Origin of the sequence: Thalassospira sp. TSL5-1 (genome assembly GCF_001907695.1) — a bacterium.
Lineage (GTDB): Bacteria > Pseudomonadota > Alphaproteobacteria > Rhodospirillales > Thalassospiraceae > Thalassospira.
Genome location: NZ_KV880638.1, coordinates 642483 through 663357, shown reverse-complemented (window position 1 = coordinate 663357; position 20875 = coordinate 642483). Strand labels below are relative to the sequence as shown.

General features: G+C 53.7%; 17 protein-coding genes. 12 read left to right on the top strand and 5 right to left on the bottom strand.

Annotated features, from left to right (window positions below):
• Positions 1–38 precede the first annotated feature (38 nt).
• Together LF95_RS12520 and LF95_RS12515 are read right to left on the bottom strand one after the other, a co-directional pair.
• Positions 39–1343, bottom strand: a complete 1305-nt coding sequence (locus LF95_RS12520) for an HlyD family type I secretion periplasmic adaptor subunit (RefSeq protein WP_073955440.1) — start codon at positions 1341–1343, stop codon at positions 39–41.
• Positions 1340–3688, bottom strand: a complete 2349-nt coding sequence (locus LF95_RS12515) for a type I secretion system permease/ATPase (protein WP_073955439.1) — start codon at positions 3686–3688, stop codon at positions 1340–1342. The genes LF95_RS12520 and LF95_RS12515 overlap by 4 nt, the downstream gene beginning before the upstream one ends.
• A 634-nt stretch (positions 3689–4322) precedes the next feature.
• Between LF95_RS12515 and LF95_RS12510 the strand changes: the two genes are divergently transcribed.
• The 3 genes from LF95_RS12510 (at position 4323) to LF95_RS12500 (ending at position 6736) form a co-directional block, all read left to right on the top strand.
• Positions 4323–5195, top strand: coding sequence for a M48 family metalloprotease (locus tag LF95_RS12510; protein ID WP_083607671.1), 873 nt, complete (start codon positions 4323–4325; stop codon positions 5193–5195).
• A gap of 181 nt (positions 5196–5376) precedes the next feature.
• Positions 5377–6135 carry a MarC family protein gene (locus LF95_RS12505; RefSeq protein WP_073955437.1) on the top strand — a complete coding sequence of 253 codons (759 nt, stop codon included), beginning with the start codon at positions 5377–5379 and terminating at the stop codon, positions 6133–6135.
• Between the two features lie 55 nt (positions 6136–6190).
• On the top strand, positions 6191–6736 hold the full coding sequence (locus tag LF95_RS12500; RefSeq protein WP_168173702.1) for a GNAT family N-acetyltransferase: 546 nt from the start codon (positions 6191–6193) through the stop codon (positions 6734–6736).
• An 80-nt stretch (positions 6737–6816) separates the two neighbouring features.
• On the opposite strand, the gene LF95_RS12495 is transcribed toward LF95_RS12500, so the two are convergent.
• On the bottom strand, positions 6817–9117 hold the full coding sequence (locus tag LF95_RS12495; RefSeq protein WP_252509807.1) for a transketolase: 2301 nt from the start codon (positions 9115–9117) through the stop codon (positions 6817–6819).
• 615 nt (positions 9118–9732) lie between these two features.
• Between LF95_RS12495 and LF95_RS12490 the strand changes: the two genes are divergently transcribed.
• Positions 9733–10779 carry a hypothetical protein gene (locus tag LF95_RS12490; protein WP_073955435.1) on the top strand — a complete coding sequence of 349 codons (1047 nt, stop codon included), beginning with the start codon at positions 9733–9735 and terminating at the stop codon, positions 10777–10779.
• An 85-nt stretch (positions 10780–10864) separates the two neighbouring features.
• Here the strand turns inward: LF95_RS12490 and LF95_RS12485 are convergent, their stop codons facing one another.
• Complete coding sequence (locus tag LF95_RS12485) at positions 10865–12109, bottom strand: methionine gamma-lyase (protein ID WP_073955434.1); 1245 nt, start codon at positions 12107–12109, stop codon at positions 10865–10867.
• Between the two features lie 223 nt (positions 12110–12332).
• Here LF95_RS12485 and LF95_RS12480 point away from each other — a divergent pair, with 223 nt between their 5' ends.
• The 8 genes from LF95_RS12480 (at position 12333) to LF95_RS12445 (ending at position 19898) form a co-directional block, all read left to right on the top strand.
• Positions 12333–13961, top strand: a complete 1629-nt coding sequence (locus LF95_RS12480; RefSeq protein WP_073955433.1) for a sigma 54-interacting transcriptional regulator — start codon at positions 12333–12335, stop codon at positions 13959–13961.
• Positions 13962–14159: 198 nt separating this feature from the next.
• Positions 14160–14942 (top strand): 3-hydroxybutyrate dehydrogenase, encoded by a 783-nt coding sequence (locus LF95_RS12475; protein WP_073955432.1) that lies wholly within the window; start codon positions 14160–14162, stop codon positions 14940–14942.
• 105 nt (positions 14943–15047) lie between these two features.
• Complete coding sequence (locus LF95_RS12470; protein WP_168173701.1) at positions 15048–15326, top strand: helix-turn-helix transcriptional regulator; 279 nt, start codon at positions 15048–15050, stop codon at positions 15324–15326.
• 1 nt (position 15327) lies between these two features.
• Positions 15328–16632: a type II toxin-antitoxin system HipA family toxin gene (locus LF95_RS12465; RefSeq protein WP_073955430.1), complete on the top strand. Its 1305-nt coding sequence runs from the start codon at positions 15328–15330 to the stop codon at positions 16630–16632.
• A gap of 70 nt (positions 16633–16702) precedes the next feature.
• Positions 16703–17128: an MbcA/ParS/Xre antitoxin family protein gene (locus LF95_RS12460; protein ID WP_073956243.1), complete on the top strand. Its 426-nt coding sequence runs from the start codon at positions 16703–16705 to the stop codon at positions 17126–17128.
• On the top strand, positions 17125–17841 hold the full coding sequence (locus tag LF95_RS12455; protein WP_215905680.1) for an RES family NAD+ phosphorylase: 717 nt from the start codon (positions 17125–17127) through the stop codon (positions 17839–17841). Before LF95_RS12460 ends, LF95_RS12455 begins: the two co-directional genes overlap by 4 nt.
• Positions 17842–18267: 426 nt before the next feature.
• Complete coding sequence (locus LF95_RS12450; protein WP_073955429.1) at positions 18268–18804, top strand: hypothetical protein; 537 nt, start codon at positions 18268–18270, stop codon at positions 18802–18804.
• Positions 18801–19898, top strand: a complete 1098-nt coding sequence (locus tag LF95_RS12445) for a DUF262 domain-containing protein (protein WP_073955428.1) — start codon at positions 18801–18803, stop codon at positions 19896–19898. The genes LF95_RS12450 and LF95_RS12445 overlap by 4 nt, the downstream gene beginning before the upstream one ends.
• Here the strand turns inward: LF95_RS12445 and LF95_RS12440 are convergent, their stop codons facing one another.
• A complete protein-coding gene (locus tag LF95_RS12440) occupies positions 19899–20774 on the bottom strand; it encodes a LysR substrate-binding domain-containing protein (RefSeq protein WP_073955427.1) in 876 nt (291 codons plus the stop codon). It abuts the gene before it with no gap.
• Between the last annotated feature and the right edge of the window lie 101 nt (positions 20775–20875).

The following is a 20875-nucleotide window of genomic DNA, read 5'->3' as shown; positions in this document are numbered from 1 at the left end:
ACAAGCGGCATTTTCAATCCAAAAACATGCGACTCGAGCTATTCTTCGCGGAAGGCTCGGTGGAAACTATCCGTGATCGGCTCGAACAAATAGGCCAAAATCGTGCGCGCACCAGTAACAATCTCAAGTTGCGCTGCCATCCCCGGCGACAGAACCATGCCCTCATGTTCAGCCAGGCTTTCGGTGTCGATTTCCACCATCGCCCGAAAATAGGGGCGACCATCGCCATCCGTCAAACGGTCGGGCGAAACATCAACCACCTTGCCCTTTACCGGCGCAAACCAGCGTTGGCTAAAGGCCGTGACGCGGATATTCACCAGCAACCCGGGCGAGACCACATCGATGTCATTGGGTGAAATACGCCCTTCAATCACCAACTGGTCATCATGGGGCACAATTTCCATAATCGGTGCACCAGGCGGAATAACGCCCCCAACGGTGGTAAACTTCAAATCCGTCACCGTGCCTTCGGACGGCGCAACGATGCTGGAACGCGACAGCACGTCTTCGGCGGAACGCAGCCTTTCCGTCAGGTCCGATAAATCGGCCTGAACATCACGCAATTCGGTATTTACCGTTTCAAGATGATCACGTTTGAGCTGGGCCTGGCTGGCGCGCACCTGCTGGATTTGCTGCTCAATGCGCGACATATCGGCCGAATAGCGGCCAATATCGCCCAGATTATCCACCAACCGGCTTTCAAGCTGCAACAACCGGGTCCGCCGCGCATAGCCCTTTTCCACCATCGGCTTCACCATCGCCAGTTCTTCCTTGACGATGCCAACCTGCTGCTGTGCGGCTATTTTTTGCTCATTGGTGGCAGAAATTTCGTTGCGCAGCTCTTTGATACGTTCGTCATATAATTGCAGCTCGCCGCGAAAGGCATTTGTACGGCTGTCAAACAAATCCTGCTGGGCCGACACCAGATCGGGATGCTGTGCCGGGTTTAACGCGGCAGGCCACACCACATGCGTAAATCCCTTACGCTCCGCATTCAGCCGCGCCTGGGTCGCCAGGGCGTTCAAATGCCGCTTGTAAAGCAGGTCATAACTGGCCCGTGCCCGCGTATCATCCAGCTCGATCAGCGTTTGCCCAGCCACAACCCGTGCGCCGTTTCGCACCAGAATTTTGCGGATAATCCCGCCTTCCAGATGCTGCACGGTTTGCCGCCCGGAAAAGGGCGCAACCACCCCGCTGGCAATGGCAGCCGAGTTAATACGCGCCGTTGCCGCCCACAAAAAAACCGAGCCAAACCCCAAAATCAGAATCACAAGCCCAAGCCGCACCAGTGGCTTCACATCGGTTTCAAGGGTGCGCACTGTTGGCAATTGAATACCGTTCACCGCCCGCCCCCTTGCTGACGACGCCCGGCAGAGCCTTCAACCACCCGCAATTGCGGTCGGCCATCGGCCCCGGTTTTCACACGCGGCTGGCGGTTTTGGGCCGCACGGGCATCAGGGGTCGCAGAGGTCGCAGGAACCTCATTGGCCTTGCCCCCGGCCCCTTCCTGCCGCGCTGCTACCTGACGGGCCGTTTTCTGCTGGCTCAGGCGAGCAGTTTGCCGTTTTTTGGCGTCGGCCTGTTTGCGCCGTGCCACATCCTGCGGGCTTTCCCCCCGGTCCAAACCTTCATCCACACGCTTTGGCGGCGCAATCGGGCGTGTCACCTTCATCGTACCACTTGCAGTGCTGCGCACGGCCTGCTTTTGCCCCGACGGCACATTTGCCAGCGTGTTTTCGGCATCGGGTCTGGCAGTTTGACGGGCAGCCGCCTTGCGGCGGGTGCCATCACGGTTCATGCCCGCATCCGGGTGCTGGCGGCGCGGGGCCTCGGGGTTGGGCATCGCAATTTTTTGCGGCGTAATGCGCATTTGTCCGCCCCCGGCAAAGCCGTCATTGCCTTCGCGCATGGCGGCGGGCATTGGCGGCGCGGCAGGGGTTGGCAGGGCTTCATCCCCGCGCGGTCGCGGGGCACCGGGCGTGGCTGGCATGGCTGACTGCATCCGCCCGATATTAACCGGCACCACCTTTATCTGCCCGCCCGACAACGCAATAATCGCATCAGCCCGTTTTAAAACTTCACGTTCATGGCTGACGATAAAGGCGGTAATACCCGCACGGCGAACAATATCAATCAGGTTGGTCACGTATTCCATCCGCCCTTCATCAAGCGCGGTTGTTGGTTCGTCGAGCATCAAAAGGCGCGGCTTGCCATAGAGGGCGGCGGCGAGCGCCACAAGCTGACGCTGCCCGCCCGACAGGTTCGTGCCACCCCGATCCAGGTGGGTATCGTAACCATCGGGCAAATCGAGGATAAATTTATGCGCCCCGGCCAGTTCGGCCGCCTGGATAATCTCGCGCGGGTCGGCCGAGCCCAGCCGGGCAATATTTTCGGCAATGGTGCCGGGAAACAAAAACGGGTTTTGCGCCAGATAGCCAATTTGCGGGCCGATCTGGGCACGATCCAGCTTGGAGGCCTCAACCTCGTCAAGCTTGACCGAACCCGATGCCGGGGCCCAAATCCCCATCAGCAATTTCAACAGGGCGGTTTTCCCCACCCCATTAAACCCGGCAATACTAACGACCTGGCCCGCCCCAACCTTGAAGGAAAACCCCTTGAACAACACATTGCGGCTGCCCGGTGGGGCAAAAACCAGCCGGTCCACCGTCACCGACATCCCCTTGGCCTTGGGGGCCGGGGCGGGCACACGCGGTTTACGTTCCAGCAAAATCCGGTTCAGGCGCTCAAACGATTTACGGGTTGCCGACCAGGACCGCCAGGCCGCCACTGCCCCGTCAAACGGGGCCAGGCCGCGCATGCCCAAAATCATCGAGGCCACCATAATGCCAATCGTGATGCTTTCGCTAAGCACCAGATACGCCCCGGTGCCGATAAAACACACCTGCATGGACAAGCGCACAAAATGCGATAGGGTGGTAGAGGTTCCCACCCGGCGACTGGTTTGCCCTTCCCAATACAGCGCATCGGACTGATCCGCCTGCCAACGCGCCCGAGCAGCGGGCGTCATGCCCATGGCTTCCATCGCCTCGGCATTGCGGATATAGGTTTCTTCCTGGGCAATGCCCCGGTTTTGCGACTGTTCAGACCGATCCACCGAAATACGGCCGGCGGCCTCGTTGGCAACGGCAATCAAAATCAGGATCACCGCACCGCCAAAGGCAACCATGCCCAAACGAATATCAAAAATAAACACCACGCCAATATAAACCGGCGCCCACATGAAATCGATCAGGGCAAACGGGCCAGACCCGGTTAAAAACCCGCGCAAACCATACAAATCGCGCAAGGGGCGCTGCCGGTTGGGCATCCCGCGCGAGGATTGCTCTACCACATGGGCAAACAGATCACCCCCCAGCCCCAGATCAAGCCCGGTTCCGACACGTATTAACACGCGAGATCGCAATTGCTCCATCGCGGCGATAAAAACCAGCACGATGGCAATGCCGAGCGTCAGCAAAAACAGGGTATCGAAACTGCGCGAGGACAAAACACGGTCAAAAACCTGCATTGAATAAATCGGGATCACCATATTCAGCAGATTGATCACCATGCTGAAGCCGCCGACAATACCAATCGACCGCCAGAACATCCGTTCTAGCGGTGTACGATCACCTTCTCGGTTGCGTCCGGCCAATATGCCGGAGCGGGCTTTGTTCGGCTGGGCCATCCTGATCCCGTTTTACAGGGCCGCAATCCTGCGGCCGATCCCCCAAGGCAGTTATCCCGATGTCAAAAACAACGGGACATATTATACGATTGCATGAAACATACCGCCCTATTCTAGCGAAACTTGATAAAGATGCGTTAACGAAATCATTGCTTTTGGCGCTCTGCTTCATCAATTACCTCAATTTATGGCCCTTCTGGCGCTGTCAAGGACGTGCCATGCAAAAAAGCAGCCTTAAAAAGCTTGAATAAGCGATCAAACTCGACAATTTTCGTTTTTCCAATTTCAAAAATGATTGCGAGTCCCCATGACAGCACAACAGAACTCCAGCCTTTTTAAAAAAGCCCTCCTGGCCATTATGGCGCTCTCTGCCATCGGCTATGTTGCCTTCTGGTTTAGCGAAATGGTGTTTTAAGGTGCCATCGTGAATCCATGCCCGTATTCACCATGCGATGCGGGCATGCTTTTCTCCACCAGCCCCCGCCTGAAATCCATCCGTCATCACGTCTGGTTTAATCCCGCCCCTTTAAACATGCCCATATTGGCATATTTTCAGGGTAAGATTTGATCCGGCCCAAGGCAACTTGCCCGGTCATACGATAAACCAGCCTGCATGATGCAAAGGATTTGGCGAATGGCACAAATACCCCCTTCTGTCCTGCAGTTTCTGGCCCTTCGGGCAGGCAGCACCACCCATACCAGCGGGCTTATGGCCTGTATGGCAGCGGTTTTATCAATATGCGCCTGGCTTCTGGGCGGCCCGGTCATGATGATGTCGGCCCTGTTTGCCATCATCCTGCTATTATTGCTCGGCCCGATGGTCTCATCGGAAATGATCATGAAACTGCTGCGCGCCAGCGAACTGCCCCAAAAGCAATATACCGCCCTTTATGAAATGGCGGCCCTGTTGGCACAGCGGGCGGGCCTTGCCTATGTGCCGCGCCTGTATATGTTGCCGGGCAAAGGGGTCAATGCCGTGACCACCGGCAAGGATGACACCACCATCATCGCCCTGTCGCGCGATGCGCTGAGCAGCCTGTCACCCCGGCAGTTGCGCGCTGTTCTGGCCCATGAAGTCGCCCATGCCTGGCATAATGATACCCGCATCCTGATGATGACCGATATTCTCTATCGCGCCACATGGACGCTGGCCGTTTTTGCCCTGATCATGTTCTTTTTTGGCGTGCATAACCCACCGGGCTGGCTGATCATTGTGCTGGCAACCGCGCCGACGCTTAGCTTCATTTTGCAGCGTGCCGTAATTCGCGACCGCGAATTTGCCGCCGATCACGGGGCCAGCGACCTTTTGGGCGGACCGGAAGACATGATCGACGCGCTGACCCATATCGAACAGATCAACCGCCGCACCCTGCGCCTGCTGCCCTATCGCAGCACCGAACCACCCGCCCTGCTTGATACCCATCCCGTGATCAAGGCCAGGATCGAGGCCCTTAAGGCCCTGCCCCCTGTTTTTAATGGCGATTTCTTTCGCCGCTCCAACCGATGATGGCACCTCCCGCCTGGCCAAAACCGGAAAAAACGGAACCGGCCATTTACCTTTGACGCTCAAACGCGTAAATCAGACCGGACATTTCCGGCACATCCGCCATCTGCCAGCTTAACCCGACAGCGTGACAGGCGGGCCCACCCGGCCCCTTTCACCGATCATCGCCCACAAGGATTATGTCATGCCCGATATTAGCATGTTAAGCGAACTGATCGCTGCCTTTGTCACCCTGTTTGTCATTGTTGACCCGGTGGGGCTGGTGCCGGTTTTTCTGGTCCTCACACAGGATACCAGCACGGCACATCGCCGCCGCATGGCGATCCGGGCCTGTATCACCTCGTTTCTGATCCTTACCGCCTTTGCCCTGCTGGGCGAAAGCCTGTTGGGCATTTTTGGCATACACATGCCCGCCTTTCGCATTTCCGGCGGCACGCTGTTGTTTTTGATCGCCCTTGAAATGCTGTTTGAACGACGTGGCAAAAAACGTAACGAGCGCGCCGAACAGGTCCATCAGGAACTGGAGCACGAGGAAGAAGACGAAAACGGCAATATCACGACCGCCAGCACCACCAACACCACGACCACCGCCAGCCCGGCCAGCCTCCAGAACGAAACCCTAGCCGCCAAAGCCGACGAAGACGAACCCGATGACGTCTCCATTTTCCCGATGTCGATCCCGTTTTTGGCCGGTCCCGGCTCGATTGCCACGGTGATGCTCCTGATGGGCAAATATCAGGACAATATCGTCATGCAAACCGGCGTGATCACGGTTGTTGCCCTGGTGATGGTCTGTGCGCTGATGATGTTCCTGCTGTCGGGTCTGGTCGCCAAACGCCTGAGCCCGACGGTTGCCACCGTCATTTCCCGCCTGCTCGGCATGATCCTCGCCGCCCTTGCCATCCAGTTCATTATCGATGGGATTAAGCAGGCGTTTTTCTGAACCCGGGAATGACCATATCCGTACATCCCCACAAAACCGGCAACCCAACCAACGCATGGCACAGAACATCCGCATCCAATACATCCCTGAATACGAAATCACAGCGCAAAATACGACCGCGCTCGCAACATTGCTCGACAACTGCTTCCCCGACACCTTTGACGGCAGAACCTATTTCAAACAACTGCCGCACTTCCGCTATCTGGCATTTGACGGCGAAACCCTGATTGGCCAGATGGGCGTTGATCACCGTGTCATCCGGGTTGCAGGAGAAATCATCAAAATATTCGGCATCATCGATCTTTGTGCGGCGCAAACACATCGCAATGCAGGCATTGCCACCAAACTTCTTGAACAATTGGAAGGCCTCGCAACACCATCCAATGTCGATTTCCTGGTCCTGATGGGCGATATCGACACCCTCTATCTCAAAAATGGCTTCCAGCACGTCACTCCGGCACCGACAAAATGGCTCGCCATCGAGGATATCGAAACTTTTTCCGTCATCGAGCGCGACCTCTCGGACTGTTTTCTGGTCAAACCCTTAACCAACAAACACTGGCCCGGCGGTCAGATCGATATGCTTGGATACCTTTTTTAACGACGCCCCTGCGTAACGGGCAATGATACAAAAAGGGAGGACCGAAGCCCTCCCTTTCGTCGTCCCGGTTGACCGGGGGATCAGTCCCACCGCTTGGCCGCGCGCAGGATGGCTGCGGTGTCGATCTGGTAGTGTTTATACAGATCAATGCTGTCGCCGCATTGACCAAACGCATTTATTCCCAAAGGGGCCACCGCATGGCCGCGCACCGCGCCCAGCCACGCAAGGGCTGCCGGGTGGCCGTCAATCACGGTTACCATGCGGGCATCCGGTGCCAGCGGTTTGAGCAGGTCTTCGATATGGGCCGTTTCGCCCCCGGCCCTGCCTTCCAGACGCGCACGTTCCAGATCCTGCCATTCATTATACAGCCGGTCCGTCGAGGTCACGGCCAGAAGGCCCATGCCGGGATGATCGTCCCTAAGCTGTTCCCAGGCGGCAATGGCTTCCGGTGCCATCGCCCCACAATAGGCCAGCACCATTTTGCAATTTTCGCCCGGTTCGCACAGCCAATACCCCCCGCGCACAATGGCGGAGCGGGTGGCTTCATCAAGGTCGCGTTCCGGCTGATCCACGGGCTTGGTGGACAGGCGCAAATAAACCGATCCGCCATCCTGGTCCTGCATATGGTTAAACGACCAGCCCATCACGACAGCCAGTTCATCGCCAAAGCTGGGTTCAAAGCTGGTCAGGCCCGGCTGGCCCATGCCGATCATGGGCGTGCCAATCGATTGATGCGCCCCGCCTTCCGGGGCAAGGGTAATCCCGCTGGGTGTAGCCACCACCATAAAACGCGCATCCTGATAACAGGCATAATTCAGCGCATCGAGGCCCCGGGCAATGAACGGATCGTACAATGTGCCTACCGGAAACAGGCGCTGGCCAAACAGGCTGTGCGACAGGCCAAGGGCGGCGAGATTAAGGAACAGGTTGTTTTCGGCAATGCCGAGTTCCACATGCTGGCCCTTGGGGGTGCGGATCCATTTTTGTGCCGAGGGAACCTTGCGGTCGCGAAATTCATCGGCCAGATTTTCCCGGGCAAACAGGCCGCGCTGGTTTACAAAGCCACCAAGGTTGGTCGAGACCGTCACATCGGGCGATGTGGTGACGATACGGTCGGAAAAATCGCTGTTTTTGGATTTCGCCAGTTCATTGAGGATTTTGCCAAACACTTCCTGGGTGCTGCTGGTATCGGCCCGCTGATAGGGCATTTCCGGCACGGTAATAATTTCGGCAAATTTCTGGCGCGGCTGGCGGTTGTTAAAGGGGGCACCATCAATAAAGGCCCGCACATCCTGTGCATCACAGTCCAGCCCGGCGGTCATGTCCCATTCATCGCCTTCGGCAATATTGTTGGCTTTGCGGAACCCTTCCATCTGCGCCACATTCATCAGGCCGGCATGGTTATCCTTATGGCCCTGAAGCGGCAGGCCATAGCCCTTGACGGTATAGGCAATAAAGACGGTCGGTTTGTCATTGGGCACATTTTCAAAGGCGTTCAAAATCGCCTCCATGCAATGCCCGCCCAGATTGGTCATCAGGTCATGCAGCGCATCATCGTCATAATCGGCCAGCAGGCTGGCAAGGGCATTGTCGCCCGGCATGTCGGCCAAAATCTGTTTGCGCCAGGCCGCCCCGCCCTGAAAGGTCAGCGCGGAATAGACATCATTGGGCGATTCATTCAGCCATTTTTTCAGCGATTTTCCGCCGGGCCGGGCAAAGGCCGCGTGCAGTTTGCGGCCATATTTGATGGTAATCACATTCCAGCCGACCGCGCGGAAAAACCGGCCAATCACGCGGAACAGATGCGCATCAATCATGCCATCCAGGCTTTGGCGGTTATAGTCAATCACCCACCAGACATTGCGAATGTCATGTTTCCAGGTATCAAGCAGGGCTTCGTAAATATTGCCTTCATCAAGCTCCGCATCGCCAACCAGGGCGACCATGCGGCCGGGCTTTTCGCCCTTGGGTAGCATTTCTTTATAGCGCAGATAATCCTGGGTCAGGGCGGCGAAATTGGTGACAGCCGCGCCAAGACCAACGGAGCCGGTTGAAAAATCCACCGCATCGCCATCCTTGGTGCGCGAGGGATAAGACTGCGCCCCGCCAAAGGCCCGGAAATTTTCCAGCTTTTCACGCGACTGGCGACCAAACATATAGTTAATGGCATGAAAAACCGGCGAAGCATGGGGCTTTACCGCCACCCGGTCCTGCGGGCGCAACACATTGAAATAAAGCGCCGTCATCAGCGTGGAAAGCGACGCACAGCTTGCCTGATGCCCGCCCACCTTGATGCCATCGCGCTTGGGCCGGATATGGTTGGCATGGTGAATGGTCCAGCTTGACAGCCAGCGCACCTTTTTCTCCACCGCCCCCAGCATTTCAAGCTCTGTGGCCGAAACCCTGCTGCCTGCCGTGGCCTCGATAATTTCGCCGGTCATTGTGTTATCGCCATGTGCTGCCAATGTCAGTCTCCCGTTTCTTGAAGGCGGACCTGCCCTGATGCTTCCGGCCCGCTGTTATTTTGGTACCTGAATGCGCATTTTTAAAAACCGGCCCCTTCAGGCAAGCGATTTTGCCAAAATTCGCAGAACCAGCGACAGTTTTGAAAAATCTTCGATCATTTCGCGCAAGATTTTTTAAAATCCTCGAATCACAAAAACAGCTCCTTATCCATTAAACCGGCCTAAATGGCGATTCGGCTTGTCCAAGCCCCCCCCCAACCGCGAGCCCCAAAAATCTTAATACTCAATATCCTTTGCCCTACTTGAGCGAGAGCAACTCAAACAACCGCATAGGACTGATAGCATTGACCCTCAATCCTTACCCCAGCCTAGAAGAAACCACGAGAAGTACTTTTGTAGCGATAAAGCGCTTTCAGAAGAACCAGAGCATGAAAAAAGCATGTAAATATTAACCGACCCCAAAACTTTCAGTTGACGCAAATACCATCAGCAATATCTAATTGAGGTTCAATCAAGGGTTGAGGGGATTTGATGAGCTTAGAAAATCTACAAACAGGTGATCTCTCGATACATTTTGACATCCCCTCTCATGGTTTACCCCTGCAAACATTTATCGAGACTGCTTCCTCGACGGAACACGTTGTCGAAGCGTTGGTCGAGAAAGTTTTTAACGGCGGCATCGAATACAAGATAATTGTACTCCCTCCCGAAGTCGGCTCATTCAAAACCCATTTAAAAATAGCCGTCATTTCAATTGGAGCTACGTTAGGTCCTGCTCTTCTCTCTGACTTCACTTCTGGTTTCATTGAAGGATTGACCAAAAGCACCCCCACTGAATGGGGGAAAATTGCTGGACAAGAATTAAGAGAATTATTTTCAAGTGAGGCAATCGCTAACGAAGAAACTGAAAAAGATGAACAAGATCATCAAACAAAAAATGCCAAAGACTGCATAGCAATCGCCAAAATTCTCGCTTCAGCCACTCAAAATTTCATGCAAAGCTCAACTAAAATTTTGATCGAAAAAGACGTCACACCGCACGAATTTCGAGATGCCTATTCTGCTCGTAATGATTTTTATAAGTCATGTCTTGAAAATCAGACGATTCAAGGGGTGAGCTTTTTTAACAATGAAAAATTTGAAATACCGAGAAGTGCATTCATTGACTTACAGACGATAATCCCACCAAAACATGAACCCTATGACAAGTTACCTTGGTATGTTGAAATAACAACCATTGTAGTGACGTCACCAAATTGGGAAAAAAACGATAATCGAAGGCAATGGAAAGGCAAAGATACAGATGGTCATGATAGATATTTTATGATTGAAGATGATGCTTTTTGGTTTCTTGCCGAACATGAACTTCTAAACTTTCATTTCGCAGATCGACTTCGCGTCCAGATAAAATACAATCTAGTTGACGACAGAAAAATACACAACATCGTTTTAAAAGTAATAAAATATAACGACCGCCCAGTCTCCACACCTTTATCACAATCGGAGCTTGAGGAATTTATTGGAGATTACAAAGAACCTGAGAAAAAAAATGAACAGCTAAGACTGTTCGAAGAATGAAAAAATGTACGAAAAATAAATATCAAACAAAAGGCGCGGATCTATTTTCCCTTAAAACAGTATCCGCGCCACTTATTCTAAATTTTCATTCCGCCGCCATCTTCATCGTGCCGCCATCGAGCGCATTTTCGAGATCGGCCAAAATGTCATCAATGCTTTCCAGCCCGGCGGAAATGCGGATCAAACCATCGGTGATCTGATATTCGGCGCGTTCTTCGGCACTATAGGTCGAATGCGTCATGGAGGCCGGATGCTGGATCAGGGTTTCCGCATCGCCCAGGCTTACGGCACGGGCAATCATTTGCAGGCTGTTCATCATTTTACGCCCGGCCTCGATCCCACCTTTCAGTTCAAAGGCGATCATGCCGCCAAACCGCGCCATCTGTTTTTTGGCAAGGTCATGCTGGGCGAAACTTTCAAGGCCGGGATAATAAACCTTGTCCACCTGCGGGTGGGCTTCGAGAAAATCGGCAATTTTTTCGGCATTGTCACAATGGCGCTCCATGCGCAGTTCCAGGGTTTTCAACCCGCGCAAGATCAAATTGGCATCCTGCGGCGACAGCACCGCCCCGGTCATGTCCTTTAACCCCACCAGGCGAATGTCGGTTAAATCCTCTGCCGACCCGATAATCGCCCCGGCGGTCAAATCGCCATGACCGCCCAGATATTTGGTCGCCGAATGCACCACAATATCCGCCCCCATTTCCAGCGGGCGCTGCAAATAGGGCGTACAATAGGTGTTATCCACCACCACCTTGGCCCCGTGTTTATGGGCAATGTCGGAAATCGCGGCAATGTCGACCAGGCGCATATTCGGGTTGGCCGGGGTTTCAAAATAAACCACCTTGGTTTTATCCGAAATCACCGCTTCCAGGTTTTTCGGGTCCGACAAATCCACATGGGTATGTTTGACGCCAAACCGCTCCAGCCCGTGGCGGAAATAGGCGAATGTGCAGCCATAAAGGGTGCGATCGACAATCACCTCGTCGCCCGGGGAAATCAGCGTCCAGAAAACCGAGGTAATTGCCCCCATGCCCGAGGCGGTGGCAATCGCGGCCTCGCCGCCTTCCAGGGTTGCCAGGCGGTCTTCAAGCAAGCTAAGCGTCGGGTTGCCAATACGCGAATAAATATAGCCCCCTTCATCCCCGGCAAACCGGCGGCCGCCCTGCTCTGCACTATCAAAGGCGAAGGTGGAGCTCATGTAAACCGGCTGGTTCAACGCGCCATTATGGCTGGCCGGGTTATAGCCATGATGAATGGCGCGGGTGGCAAAACCGGCCTTGGCATTGCGCTTGGCATTAGGATGGCTGTGGTTGTTTGACGCAGACATGTGGGCACTCCCGTTTTTAAAACTGTTCTACCCAACCCGTCGCAATCGCCATGCCAGTTATGCTTTTTACTTTAAATTCAAGCCATTAGGCATTTTGGTCATTTTATGATTGTAAATTAAAGTTTACAACCCACTCCTGAAAACCGATAGAACACCTTGAATATCGGGGAATCAGTGCTTTATAAGTGTATATAATACTTTCCACTGTAAAGATTTTGATACAATGCGTTTTGAAATCACGGCCGAAAACCGCCTGGGCATTACCCGCGATGTGGTGGATAACCTGACATCACGGGGGCTGGATATTCGCGCCTTTGAAGTCACGCCACATCATATCTATGCCGATATTCCCGCCCTGTCCCCGGCCCGGTTTGACGAACTGGTCACGGGGTTGAGGCACGTGCCGGGCTTTCACAATGCCAAACCGATTGACCATCTGCCAACCGAACGCCGCCGCGCCCAGCTTCACGCCACCCTGGCCGCCCTGGGCGACCCGGTGATTGCCGTGCATGCCAATGGCCTGATTGCCCAGGTCAACCCCGCCGCGCAATCCATTGCCGGCACGCCAAACCAGTCTCTGCGCGACCAGCCGCTTGCCAGCATTTTATCGGACCCGGATATTGAAACATTGCGCCAGTCCGGTTTTTCGCAAGGCGACCGCGAAGTCACCCTGGGTGGGCAAACCTACCTGTTGCAGGTCGAACCGATTGGCCGGGTCGATGATGGCAGCCCGGTGCATGATGGTGGCCCCGGCGAGGATGACGCCCCCTGGGGTGGGGTTTTGATTTTCCATCGTGCCGCCCGGTTGGGACGCGTCCTGACCGCACTGAATGAACACAGCCATACCGGCTTTGACGATATTATCGGCACCAGCCGGGCAATGCTGCGGGTGAAAAATCAGGCGCAGCGTTTGGCAATTGTCGATGCACCGCTGCTGATTTTAGGCGAAACCGGCACGGGCAAGGAACTGTTTGCCCGCGCCAGTCACCGCGCCAGCAAACGCCATGATCAACCCTTTTTGGCCCTTAACTGTGCGGCCCTGCCCGAGGGATTGGCCGAAAGCGAACTGTTTGGCTATGCTGCCGGGGCCTTTACCTCTGCCCGGCGCGGCGGCAAGCCGGGGCTTTTGGAACTGGCCGATGGTGGCAGCCTGTTTTTGGATGAAATTGGCGAATTATCGCCCTATCTGCAGGCCAAATTATTGCGTGTTTTGCAAGATGGCCGCTTTCGCCGGGTGGGTGGGACCGATGAAATATCGGCCGATGTGCGCATTATCAGCGCGACCAATCGCAATCTTGAGGAAATGTCGCACAATGGCAGCTTCCGCGAGGACCTTTATTTCCGCCTCAATGTGCTGAGCATCACCCTGCCTGCGCTGCGCGACCGGCGCGAGGATATAGACGCGCTGGCACATTATTTTGTCACCCGCACCGCCCGCCAGACCGAACGCGCCACCCCGCATATTGCGCGCGATGCCCTGCAATGGCTGCGCACCCGGGAGTGGAAAGGCAATGTGCGCGAACTGGAAAACACCCTGTTTCGTGCCGTTGCCCTGCTTGATGGCGATATTCTGGCGGCATCCGACCTGCAATCGGCCACCAGCCCGGCACCGACCGACGAGGCCGCCACCGCCCGCCCGGCATCCGGCCAGGCATCCGCCCCGCCCCATCATGATGTGGTCGCACAGGCATTACTGTGTGAAAATCACGGCGAAGCGATGGATATGCTGGAAAAAAACCTTCTGGAGCAGCTTTATCCCGATTATCCCAGTTCGCGCAAGCTGGCCGCGCGGCTGGGCCTGTCCCATACCGCCATTGCCAACAAATTGCGCAAATATGGCATTGGCGGCTAAACGGCACGCCCCCCTGCACCGGGCAGGCGGCCCCACCGACATTTTGCAGCGCACAGCACGCAAGCAGGTGAAATATCACCCCTTCCTGCAAAACCCCAACGTGATTCCTTGCCTGGGTGATTGCGCTGCGGCATGATCGGATTACCTCATAACCATAAGCCCACCCAACGCCCCCTTATCGGATAATGGAGACTGACCATGCTAAAAGGCAAACATGCACTTGTGACCGGCTCAACCAGCGGGATTGGTCTTGCGATGGCCAAGGCCCTTGCCGGACAGGGGGCCAATATCATGCTCAATGGTTTTGGCGATGCCGATGAAATCGAAAAAATCCGCCAGGGCATCGAAAGCGATTTTGGCGTCAAGGCGCTGTATAGCGGCGCGGACCTGTCCAAGCCTGAAGAAATCGAAGACATGATGAAGATGGCTGCCAGCGATTTTGGCGGGGTGGATGTTCTGGTCAACAATGCCGGCATTCAATATACCGCTCTGGTCGAGGATTTTCCGGTTGAAAAATGGAATGCCATTATCGCGATTAACCTGTCTTCGGCCTATCACACCACCCGCCTGGCCGTGCCACATATGAAAAAGCAAAACTGGGGCCGAATCATCAATACCGCCTCCGCGCATGGCCTGGTGGCATCGCCGCAAAAGGCCGCCTATGTGGCCGCCAAACACGGCATTGTTGGCCTGACCAAGGTGGTCGCCCTTGAAACCGCCGAAACCGGCATTACCGCCAATGCAATCTGCCCTGGCTGGGTGCGCACCGAACTGGTGGAAAAACAGATCAAGGCCCTGGCCGAGAAAAACGATGTCTCGGTCGAGGAAGCGGCAACCGAGCTGGTATCGGAAAAACATCCGTCCAAAACCTATGTCACGCCAGAGCAAATCGGCCAGACCGCCGTTTTCCTGTGCTCGCCGGGTGCCGACCAGATGACCGGCACCACCCTGTCGGTTGATGGCGGCTGGACGGCGCAATAAAGCCCAAAATGATACCGTTTGGTGTCATAATGATCAAAAGCCTTGAATGACACCGACTGGTTACATATACTGCCCTTTCGCATTATGAAACCGATCGGTGTCATCATGATCATCCGAAACCCGGCCGACCTGCAAAATGCTGTTCGCACCCTGCGCAAGCAACGCGGACTAACCCAGACCGAGGCGGCACAGCTTATCGGCCATAGCCGCAAATGGCTGTCCTCGCTTGAAACCGGCGCCACCCAGCCGCCGGTAGATATGGTGATCAATCTGCTGGTTTTATTGGGTGCACCGATCCATCTCGACATGCCCGGCGAAGCTGCCCGCCCCGAACGAAACGATAAAACAACCTCCGATTTGCTGGATATTGACGAGGGGCTGTAACATGGCACGGGTCGCATTTGTCTGTTTATACGATAAAGTAATGGGTGAACTTGCGGCCGGAAACGACGGACGGCTTCAATTCCGCTATAATGCCGATTTTATTGCCCGCCATCATGCAGGCGATGTTCATTGCCATCCCCTATCCCTGTCGCTGCCCGTCCCCGACCATTACAGCGAAAATTTCTGGTTTGATGATCAACAATGCGGGCCGTTTTTTGCCGGATTGCTGCCGGATAACAAACAAACCCGTCGCCGTCTGGCGCAAATTTTGGGCAATCGCCACGCCATAAATGCCAATGACGAATTTGCAATGCTGTTTGCCCTGGGCCGGGACTGCCCCGGTGCAGTTTCCCTGATCGCATCTGACGCCGACCCCGATGATTACGATCCCTATCATCCCCAATACCGCATCCTGAGCAAGGCCGAGCTGGCCCGACATATTCGCGAATTGCCAACCCGCCCGCTTTTTGCCGATGACGCAGGTGAAATCCGCATTTCGCTGGCCGGCGTGCATGACAAGGCCGTGGTGATCCGGGTGGGTGGCGACATCGCCCTGCCGCTGGGCCGCACACCCAGTTCACACATCCTCAAGCCCGACATTCGCGGCCTGCCCGGCTCGATCCGGGTGGAGCATTTCTGCCTTGAGGTCGCCCGCGCCCTTGGTCTTGCCACCCCGCGCTCGCACATTATGCAGGCCGAAGAGCAAACCTTCATGTTGCTGGCCCGGTATGACCGCGCCCTGCACGAAAAATCCGGCACGCGCTATCTCACCCGCCTGCATCAGGAGGATTTCTGCCAGGCCACCGGGCATTTCCCGGATCAAAAATACGAACGCGATGGCGGGCCGGGCTGGCACAGCCTGTTTGCCATGCTGCGCTACAGCCACGACCCGGCGCATGACCGGCGCGAGCTCCTGCGCCGCGCCATTTTCCAGTATCTGATCGGCAATCCCGACGCCCATGCCAAAAACTATAGCCTGCTGTGGCGCAATGGTACCCTGCGCCTCGCCCCGCTTTATGACATTAATAACGCCAAGGCCTTTGCCGGATTTTACAAGCAACAGCGCATCAAACTGGCAATGGCCATTGGCGGCGAACGCAATCCCGCGGCGCTGACAAAGGATCACTGGACCCAATTTGCCAAAGAAACCGGCCTTGGCCCCCAACTTGTGCTAAGCGAACTTGACACCCTGCGCCGCCAAATCGGCCCCGCCGCGCAAGAAGTCCGCAACCGCCTTGCCAACAGCCAGGCCGATACCCAGCTTCTGGATCTGGCCCTTGAGGATATTCTCAGCCGCTGCCCCTAAGTCCCTGCCCCAAACAGATTGCATTTTTCTTATCATATGATAAGGTATATCCCATCCGATGGAGGGAAAAATGCTTTATCCCATTGCCCCAGACGCCCCCAAAGACGAAACCGGCATTGTCCGCCCGATCACGGAGCGCGCTAAAATTGCTGTTTTGGTCAAGGCCGTGGTGCGCACCGCCGATGCCTGGGGCCTGACCAATGCCGAGGCCGCCGCCCTGTTTGACGTCCCCACCGCAACTTGGAGCCGCATGAAGGCCGGTAGCTTTCACGGCAAACTGGATCAGGATAAAGTCACCCGCGCCAGCCTGCTGATTGGCCTGTTTAAGGGCTTGCGATTACTGTTTAACGGTCCGCTGACCTATGGCTGGCCCAAAACCCCCAATAAGGGGCCGGGCTTTAACAACAAAACCCCTATTCAGGTCATGCTGGAGGGCGGCATTCCCGCTATGATGCAGGTGCGCCAGCATATTGATGCGCTGCGAGGTGGGGTTTGATTCATGCTAGCGACCTTGAATGCCGGGATTTTGTCGCCGAAAGCACAATCCGCCTGATCCCGACCGCCTATATTGATGAACCCGCCCTAAGCCCCCTTGCCGATGACGACGCAGAACTTGACCTTCTTGCCGAAATCGAAGGCCTGACATCGGCCCGCCTGCAACCCTCCCTGCCGATCCCGGGCGGGCTGGCCCCGGCAGAACTGCAAAGCCCCGCCAATGGCTATGGCTGGAGCTATGTCAACGCGGCCTTTTGTTATACCCGCGCCACCGGCAACCGCTTTAATGGCCCACATCGCGGGGCCTGGTATGCCGCCTTTGGCAATAATGCCAGCCAAACCGCCCAGGCCGAAGTCGCCTGGCATTTAACCCGCGAGCTTGAAAATACCGGCATTTTTGAAAACACCACCGCCTATCGCGAACTGATGGCCGGGTTTAATGCCCCATTCCATGATTTAACACCCCATAGCACGGCAACAGCCATCCCCCTGCCCCTTGATCCCGTGCCGGAACGCGCCTATCCCGCCGGGCAGGCACTGGCAGGCGATATTCTGGCATCCGGCGGCAATGGACTTCTTTACCCCTCTGTTCGCCATAAAGGCGGGCACTGCCTCGTCGCCCTGCGTCCGTATCTCGTGCAAAATATCCGCCAGGGCGACCAATGGGTTTTCACCTGGTCGGGCCATCCCGACCCCGACATCACCCCAGCTTGAACCCTTTATAAATTTTCATCAAACCATTGCAAATTAAAGATTTCTGGTGCTCATTCTGAAATCTCAATACTCAAACTAAAAATAGCAATTCATTCTGGCGAAACTCTAAACTGCACCTATGCACCACTTTCTGACATCAAAATTGCCCGAACCTTTAGCAACTTCAAACAGGAACACGGTGCCAAACTGGCTACGCTGACTCGCAGCGAAACACCGCATTTTACTGACACTTAGCTCCAACAAAGAATCGTACACGGATAAAACTTATGCTATCTTACCCACTATATAGGAGACTAAACCTACTTAACAACAGAACGCTACATGACTGCCTCACTAAGGAATTCCAATTAGAAATCTCAATTTAAATTAGAGAGGGCAGATAAATTTTAAAAATAAAATCTGAACCATAATTCTAATAGAGGAAAAATGAACAGATTTATCGGCTCGCAAGAAGAATTTCTAACGGATCATGCATCTTATTTTCTCGACAAAAAATCTTTATATCTTGAAATCAAGAAATCAATCGCTGAAGAAACGAACTTTCCGTTATCTATGATTCGCATTTGCGGGTCCGCATATTGGGGGAAAAGCTTCAAGGAAGGGAGAGCATTTACACCTGGAGTTTCTGACTTGGACGTAGCAATCATAGATGCAAACGCTTACGTCAAGCTCATGAGTGAAACAAGAACCATCACAAAAGGATTTACTGATCTAACACAGTTCCCAGCGTATGGAAACTCCGTCGACAGATTCAAGGAATACGCAATAAAAAAAGGGATAATAATAACAAGCATGATGCCCAGAACAAAAACAAAAAAGATTCTAGACAAAGCTTCCCATACAATATCAAGAAAATATATAGAGCACTTCTCGAAAATAAGTTTTTTAATATACGATACAGAAATATCTTTTACAGACAAACAAGCCCCCGCTTTTAAGAAATTCAACGAGGAAAAAATATGATAAAATACCAAGTCAGATCAAAAGAATTAATCGACATGATCAATGACATAAAAACCGAGAGACTAATAATAAGCCCATATTTCCAAAGAAACCTTGTCTGGAGGGAAACGCACCAAAAAGATTTCATTGAAACGATTTTGAAGGGCTACCCCTTTCCGCAAATATTCATCGCCAGAGGAGACATAGATGTCGAAACGATGACATCAAAATCATGCGTAGTTGATGGTCAGCAGCGAATGAACGCCATAAAACAATACATAAATGGCGACTTTGAAGTTGGGGGAAAGAAATTCCAAGACTTAGAAACAACAGAAAAAGAACAATTCCTGACATATCAAATACCAGTAATTGACCTCGACATTAAAGCGACTGACCCAACCATAATTGATATATTTAAAAGACTAAACCGAACATTCTATGCGCTTTCTTCCATTGAAAAAATGGCAACCGAATATGCTACCGTCGACTTCATGCTTATTGCAAAATATTTATGCGGGCTTCTTTTGACCAAAGAAAAAGGTCAAGATGAAGAAGATGACGAACTAACGCACGATCCCAACATGCCTAAGGACTTCATATCTTGGGCCCAGAAATTCAACATCGAAAACTACAAGAAGCTTATCCTAGAGGAAAAGATATTCAGTCCATATGAGACATCGCGTATGGTGCACTTAATGTACACGCTAAACTTAATAGCAACAATAAACAAAGGATACTTCAACAGAAATGAAAAAACCCGGGAAATACTAGAAGAAAAAGATGAAAACATCAAAGAAAGAGATGTGATTTTATCAAAATTTAACGATGTATCAGAATACATAACAAGCCTGAACATAAAACAAAAATCCATGTGGTGGAATAAATCAAATTTTTTCACTTTATTTGTTTCTATATACTGGAATATTGAAAAAATAAAATCAGAAAAAAAAGAAAAAATAATAGAATCTCTGGAGAAATTTGAAAAAGAAGTTCCGGAGCAATATGCTCTAGCTGCTAGAGAAGCCGTAAACAACAGAAAACAAAGAATTGAGCGCCATAGATATGTTACGCAAATTTTAGGAATAGATTCAGAAGAAAAACCCATTGACCTTTGATCACCCCAAATACCGCTCCAAATGCTCCACCAGCATGCGCACCTTTGACGATAAATGCCGGTTGGCGGGGTAAAGCGCCCAAATGCCTTCATCGGAGGGCTGATACCGGGTAAGGATCGGCACCAGTTCGCCGCTGGCGATATGGGGATCAACGTAAAAATCGGGCAATTGCACAATACCCAGGCCCTTGCGCGCGGCATCAAGCAGGGCCTGGCCGCTATTGGCCGTGATATTGCCGTGGATGCGAATGGTGCGTTCGCGCCCCTCTTCCTCGAACCGCCAGTAATCCAGCGTGCCGGGCAGGCAGTTATGCCGGGCCAGTTCCGACAGGCTGTGGGGTTCCCCTCGCTTTGACAGATAAACCGGGGCCGCACAGACATAAAGCCTGCGCGATGATAACCGCTGGCTCATGATCGCACTGGGCGTTCCCTCCAGCCGCCCCAGGCGAACCGACAGATCATAGCCCTCCAGAATCAAATCCAGCTTCTGGTTGGTAAAACGGCATTGCACCTCCAGGTCCGGATAGCGGGCGACAAAATCATTGATCAGCGGGGCAATCACGCTTTCGCCGTAAGTGGTCGGCGCGGTCAGTTTTAATTTCCCGCGCGGGGTATCCTGCAAACTGCTGATCGCGCGTTCGGCATCTTCCAGGCCATCGCGCAACTGGCGGCAATGCTGGTAATAAATTTGCCCGGCTTCGGTTAATGTGACTTTGCGGGTGGTGCGGTAAAACAGTTTGCTGCCCAGCCGGGCTTCAAGGGCCGTGATTTGGCGGCTGACATGGGCGATGGAAACGCCAAGCTGCGCTGCCGCCCCGGTAAAGCTCTGGCATTCCGCCACCGCAATACATTCACTAATGCCGTCCCACGCGCTCATTATTACCACACTGTAAAAGTCATTTGCATAATTACGGGATTAACATTTTTTCAGAAACAAATAAACTTTGCTTCATATCTTTACATCCCTTCATGCGTTTT

Excerpts from the sequence above, each read along its gene's own strand:
- LF95_RS12515 (WP_073955439.1), bottom strand. The coding sequence starts at position 3,688 with ATGGCCCAGCCGAACAAAGCCCGCTCCGGCATATTGGCCGGACGCAAC.
- LF95_RS12510 (WP_083607671.1), top strand. The coding sequence starts at position 4,323 with ATGGCACAAATACCCCCTTCTGTCCTGCAGTTTCTGGCCCTTCGGGCA.
- LF95_RS12505 (WP_073955437.1), top strand. The coding sequence starts at position 5,377 with ATGCCCGATATTAGCATGTTAAGCGAACTGATCGCTGCCTTTGTCACC.
- LF95_RS12500 (WP_168173702.1), top strand. The coding sequence starts at position 6,191 with ATGGCACAGAACATCCGCATCCAATACATCCCTGAATACGAAATCACA.
- LF95_RS12495 (WP_252509807.1), bottom strand. The coding sequence starts at position 9,117 with ATGCTGGGGGCGGTGGAGAAAAAGGTGCGCTGGCTGTCAAGCTGGACC.
- LF95_RS12490 (WP_073955435.1), top strand. The coding sequence starts at position 9,733 with ATGAGCTTAGAAAATCTACAAACAGGTGATCTCTCGATACATTTTGAC.
- LF95_RS12485 (WP_073955434.1), bottom strand. The coding sequence starts at position 12,109 with ATGTCTGCGTCAAACAACCACAGCCATCCTAATGCCAAGCGCAATGCC.
- LF95_RS12480 (WP_073955433.1), top strand. The coding sequence starts at position 12,333 with ATGCGTTTTGAAATCACGGCCGAAAACCGCCTGGGCATTACCCGCGAT.
- LF95_RS12475 (WP_073955432.1), top strand. The coding sequence starts at position 14,160 with ATGCTAAAAGGCAAACATGCACTTGTGACCGGCTCAACCAGCGGGATT.
- LF95_RS12470 (WP_168173701.1), top strand. The coding sequence starts at position 15,048 with ATGATCATCCGAAACCCGGCCGACCTGCAAAATGCTGTTCGCACCCTG.
- LF95_RS12465 (WP_073955430.1), top strand. The coding sequence starts at position 15,328 with ATGGCACGGGTCGCATTTGTCTGTTTATACGATAAAGTAATGGGTGAA.
- LF95_RS12460 (WP_073956243.1), top strand. The coding sequence starts at position 16,703 with ATGCTTTATCCCATTGCCCCAGACGCCCCCAAAGACGAAACCGGCATT.
- LF95_RS12450 (WP_073955429.1), top strand. The coding sequence starts at position 18,268 with ATGAACAGATTTATCGGCTCGCAAGAAGAATTTCTAACGGATCATGCA.
- LF95_RS12445 (WP_073955428.1), top strand. The coding sequence starts at position 18,801 with ATGATAAAATACCAAGTCAGATCAAAAGAATTAATCGACATGATCAAT.
- LF95_RS12440 (WP_073955427.1), bottom strand. The coding sequence starts at position 20,774 with ATGAGCGCGTGGGACGGCATTAGTGAATGTATTGCGGTGGCGGAATGC.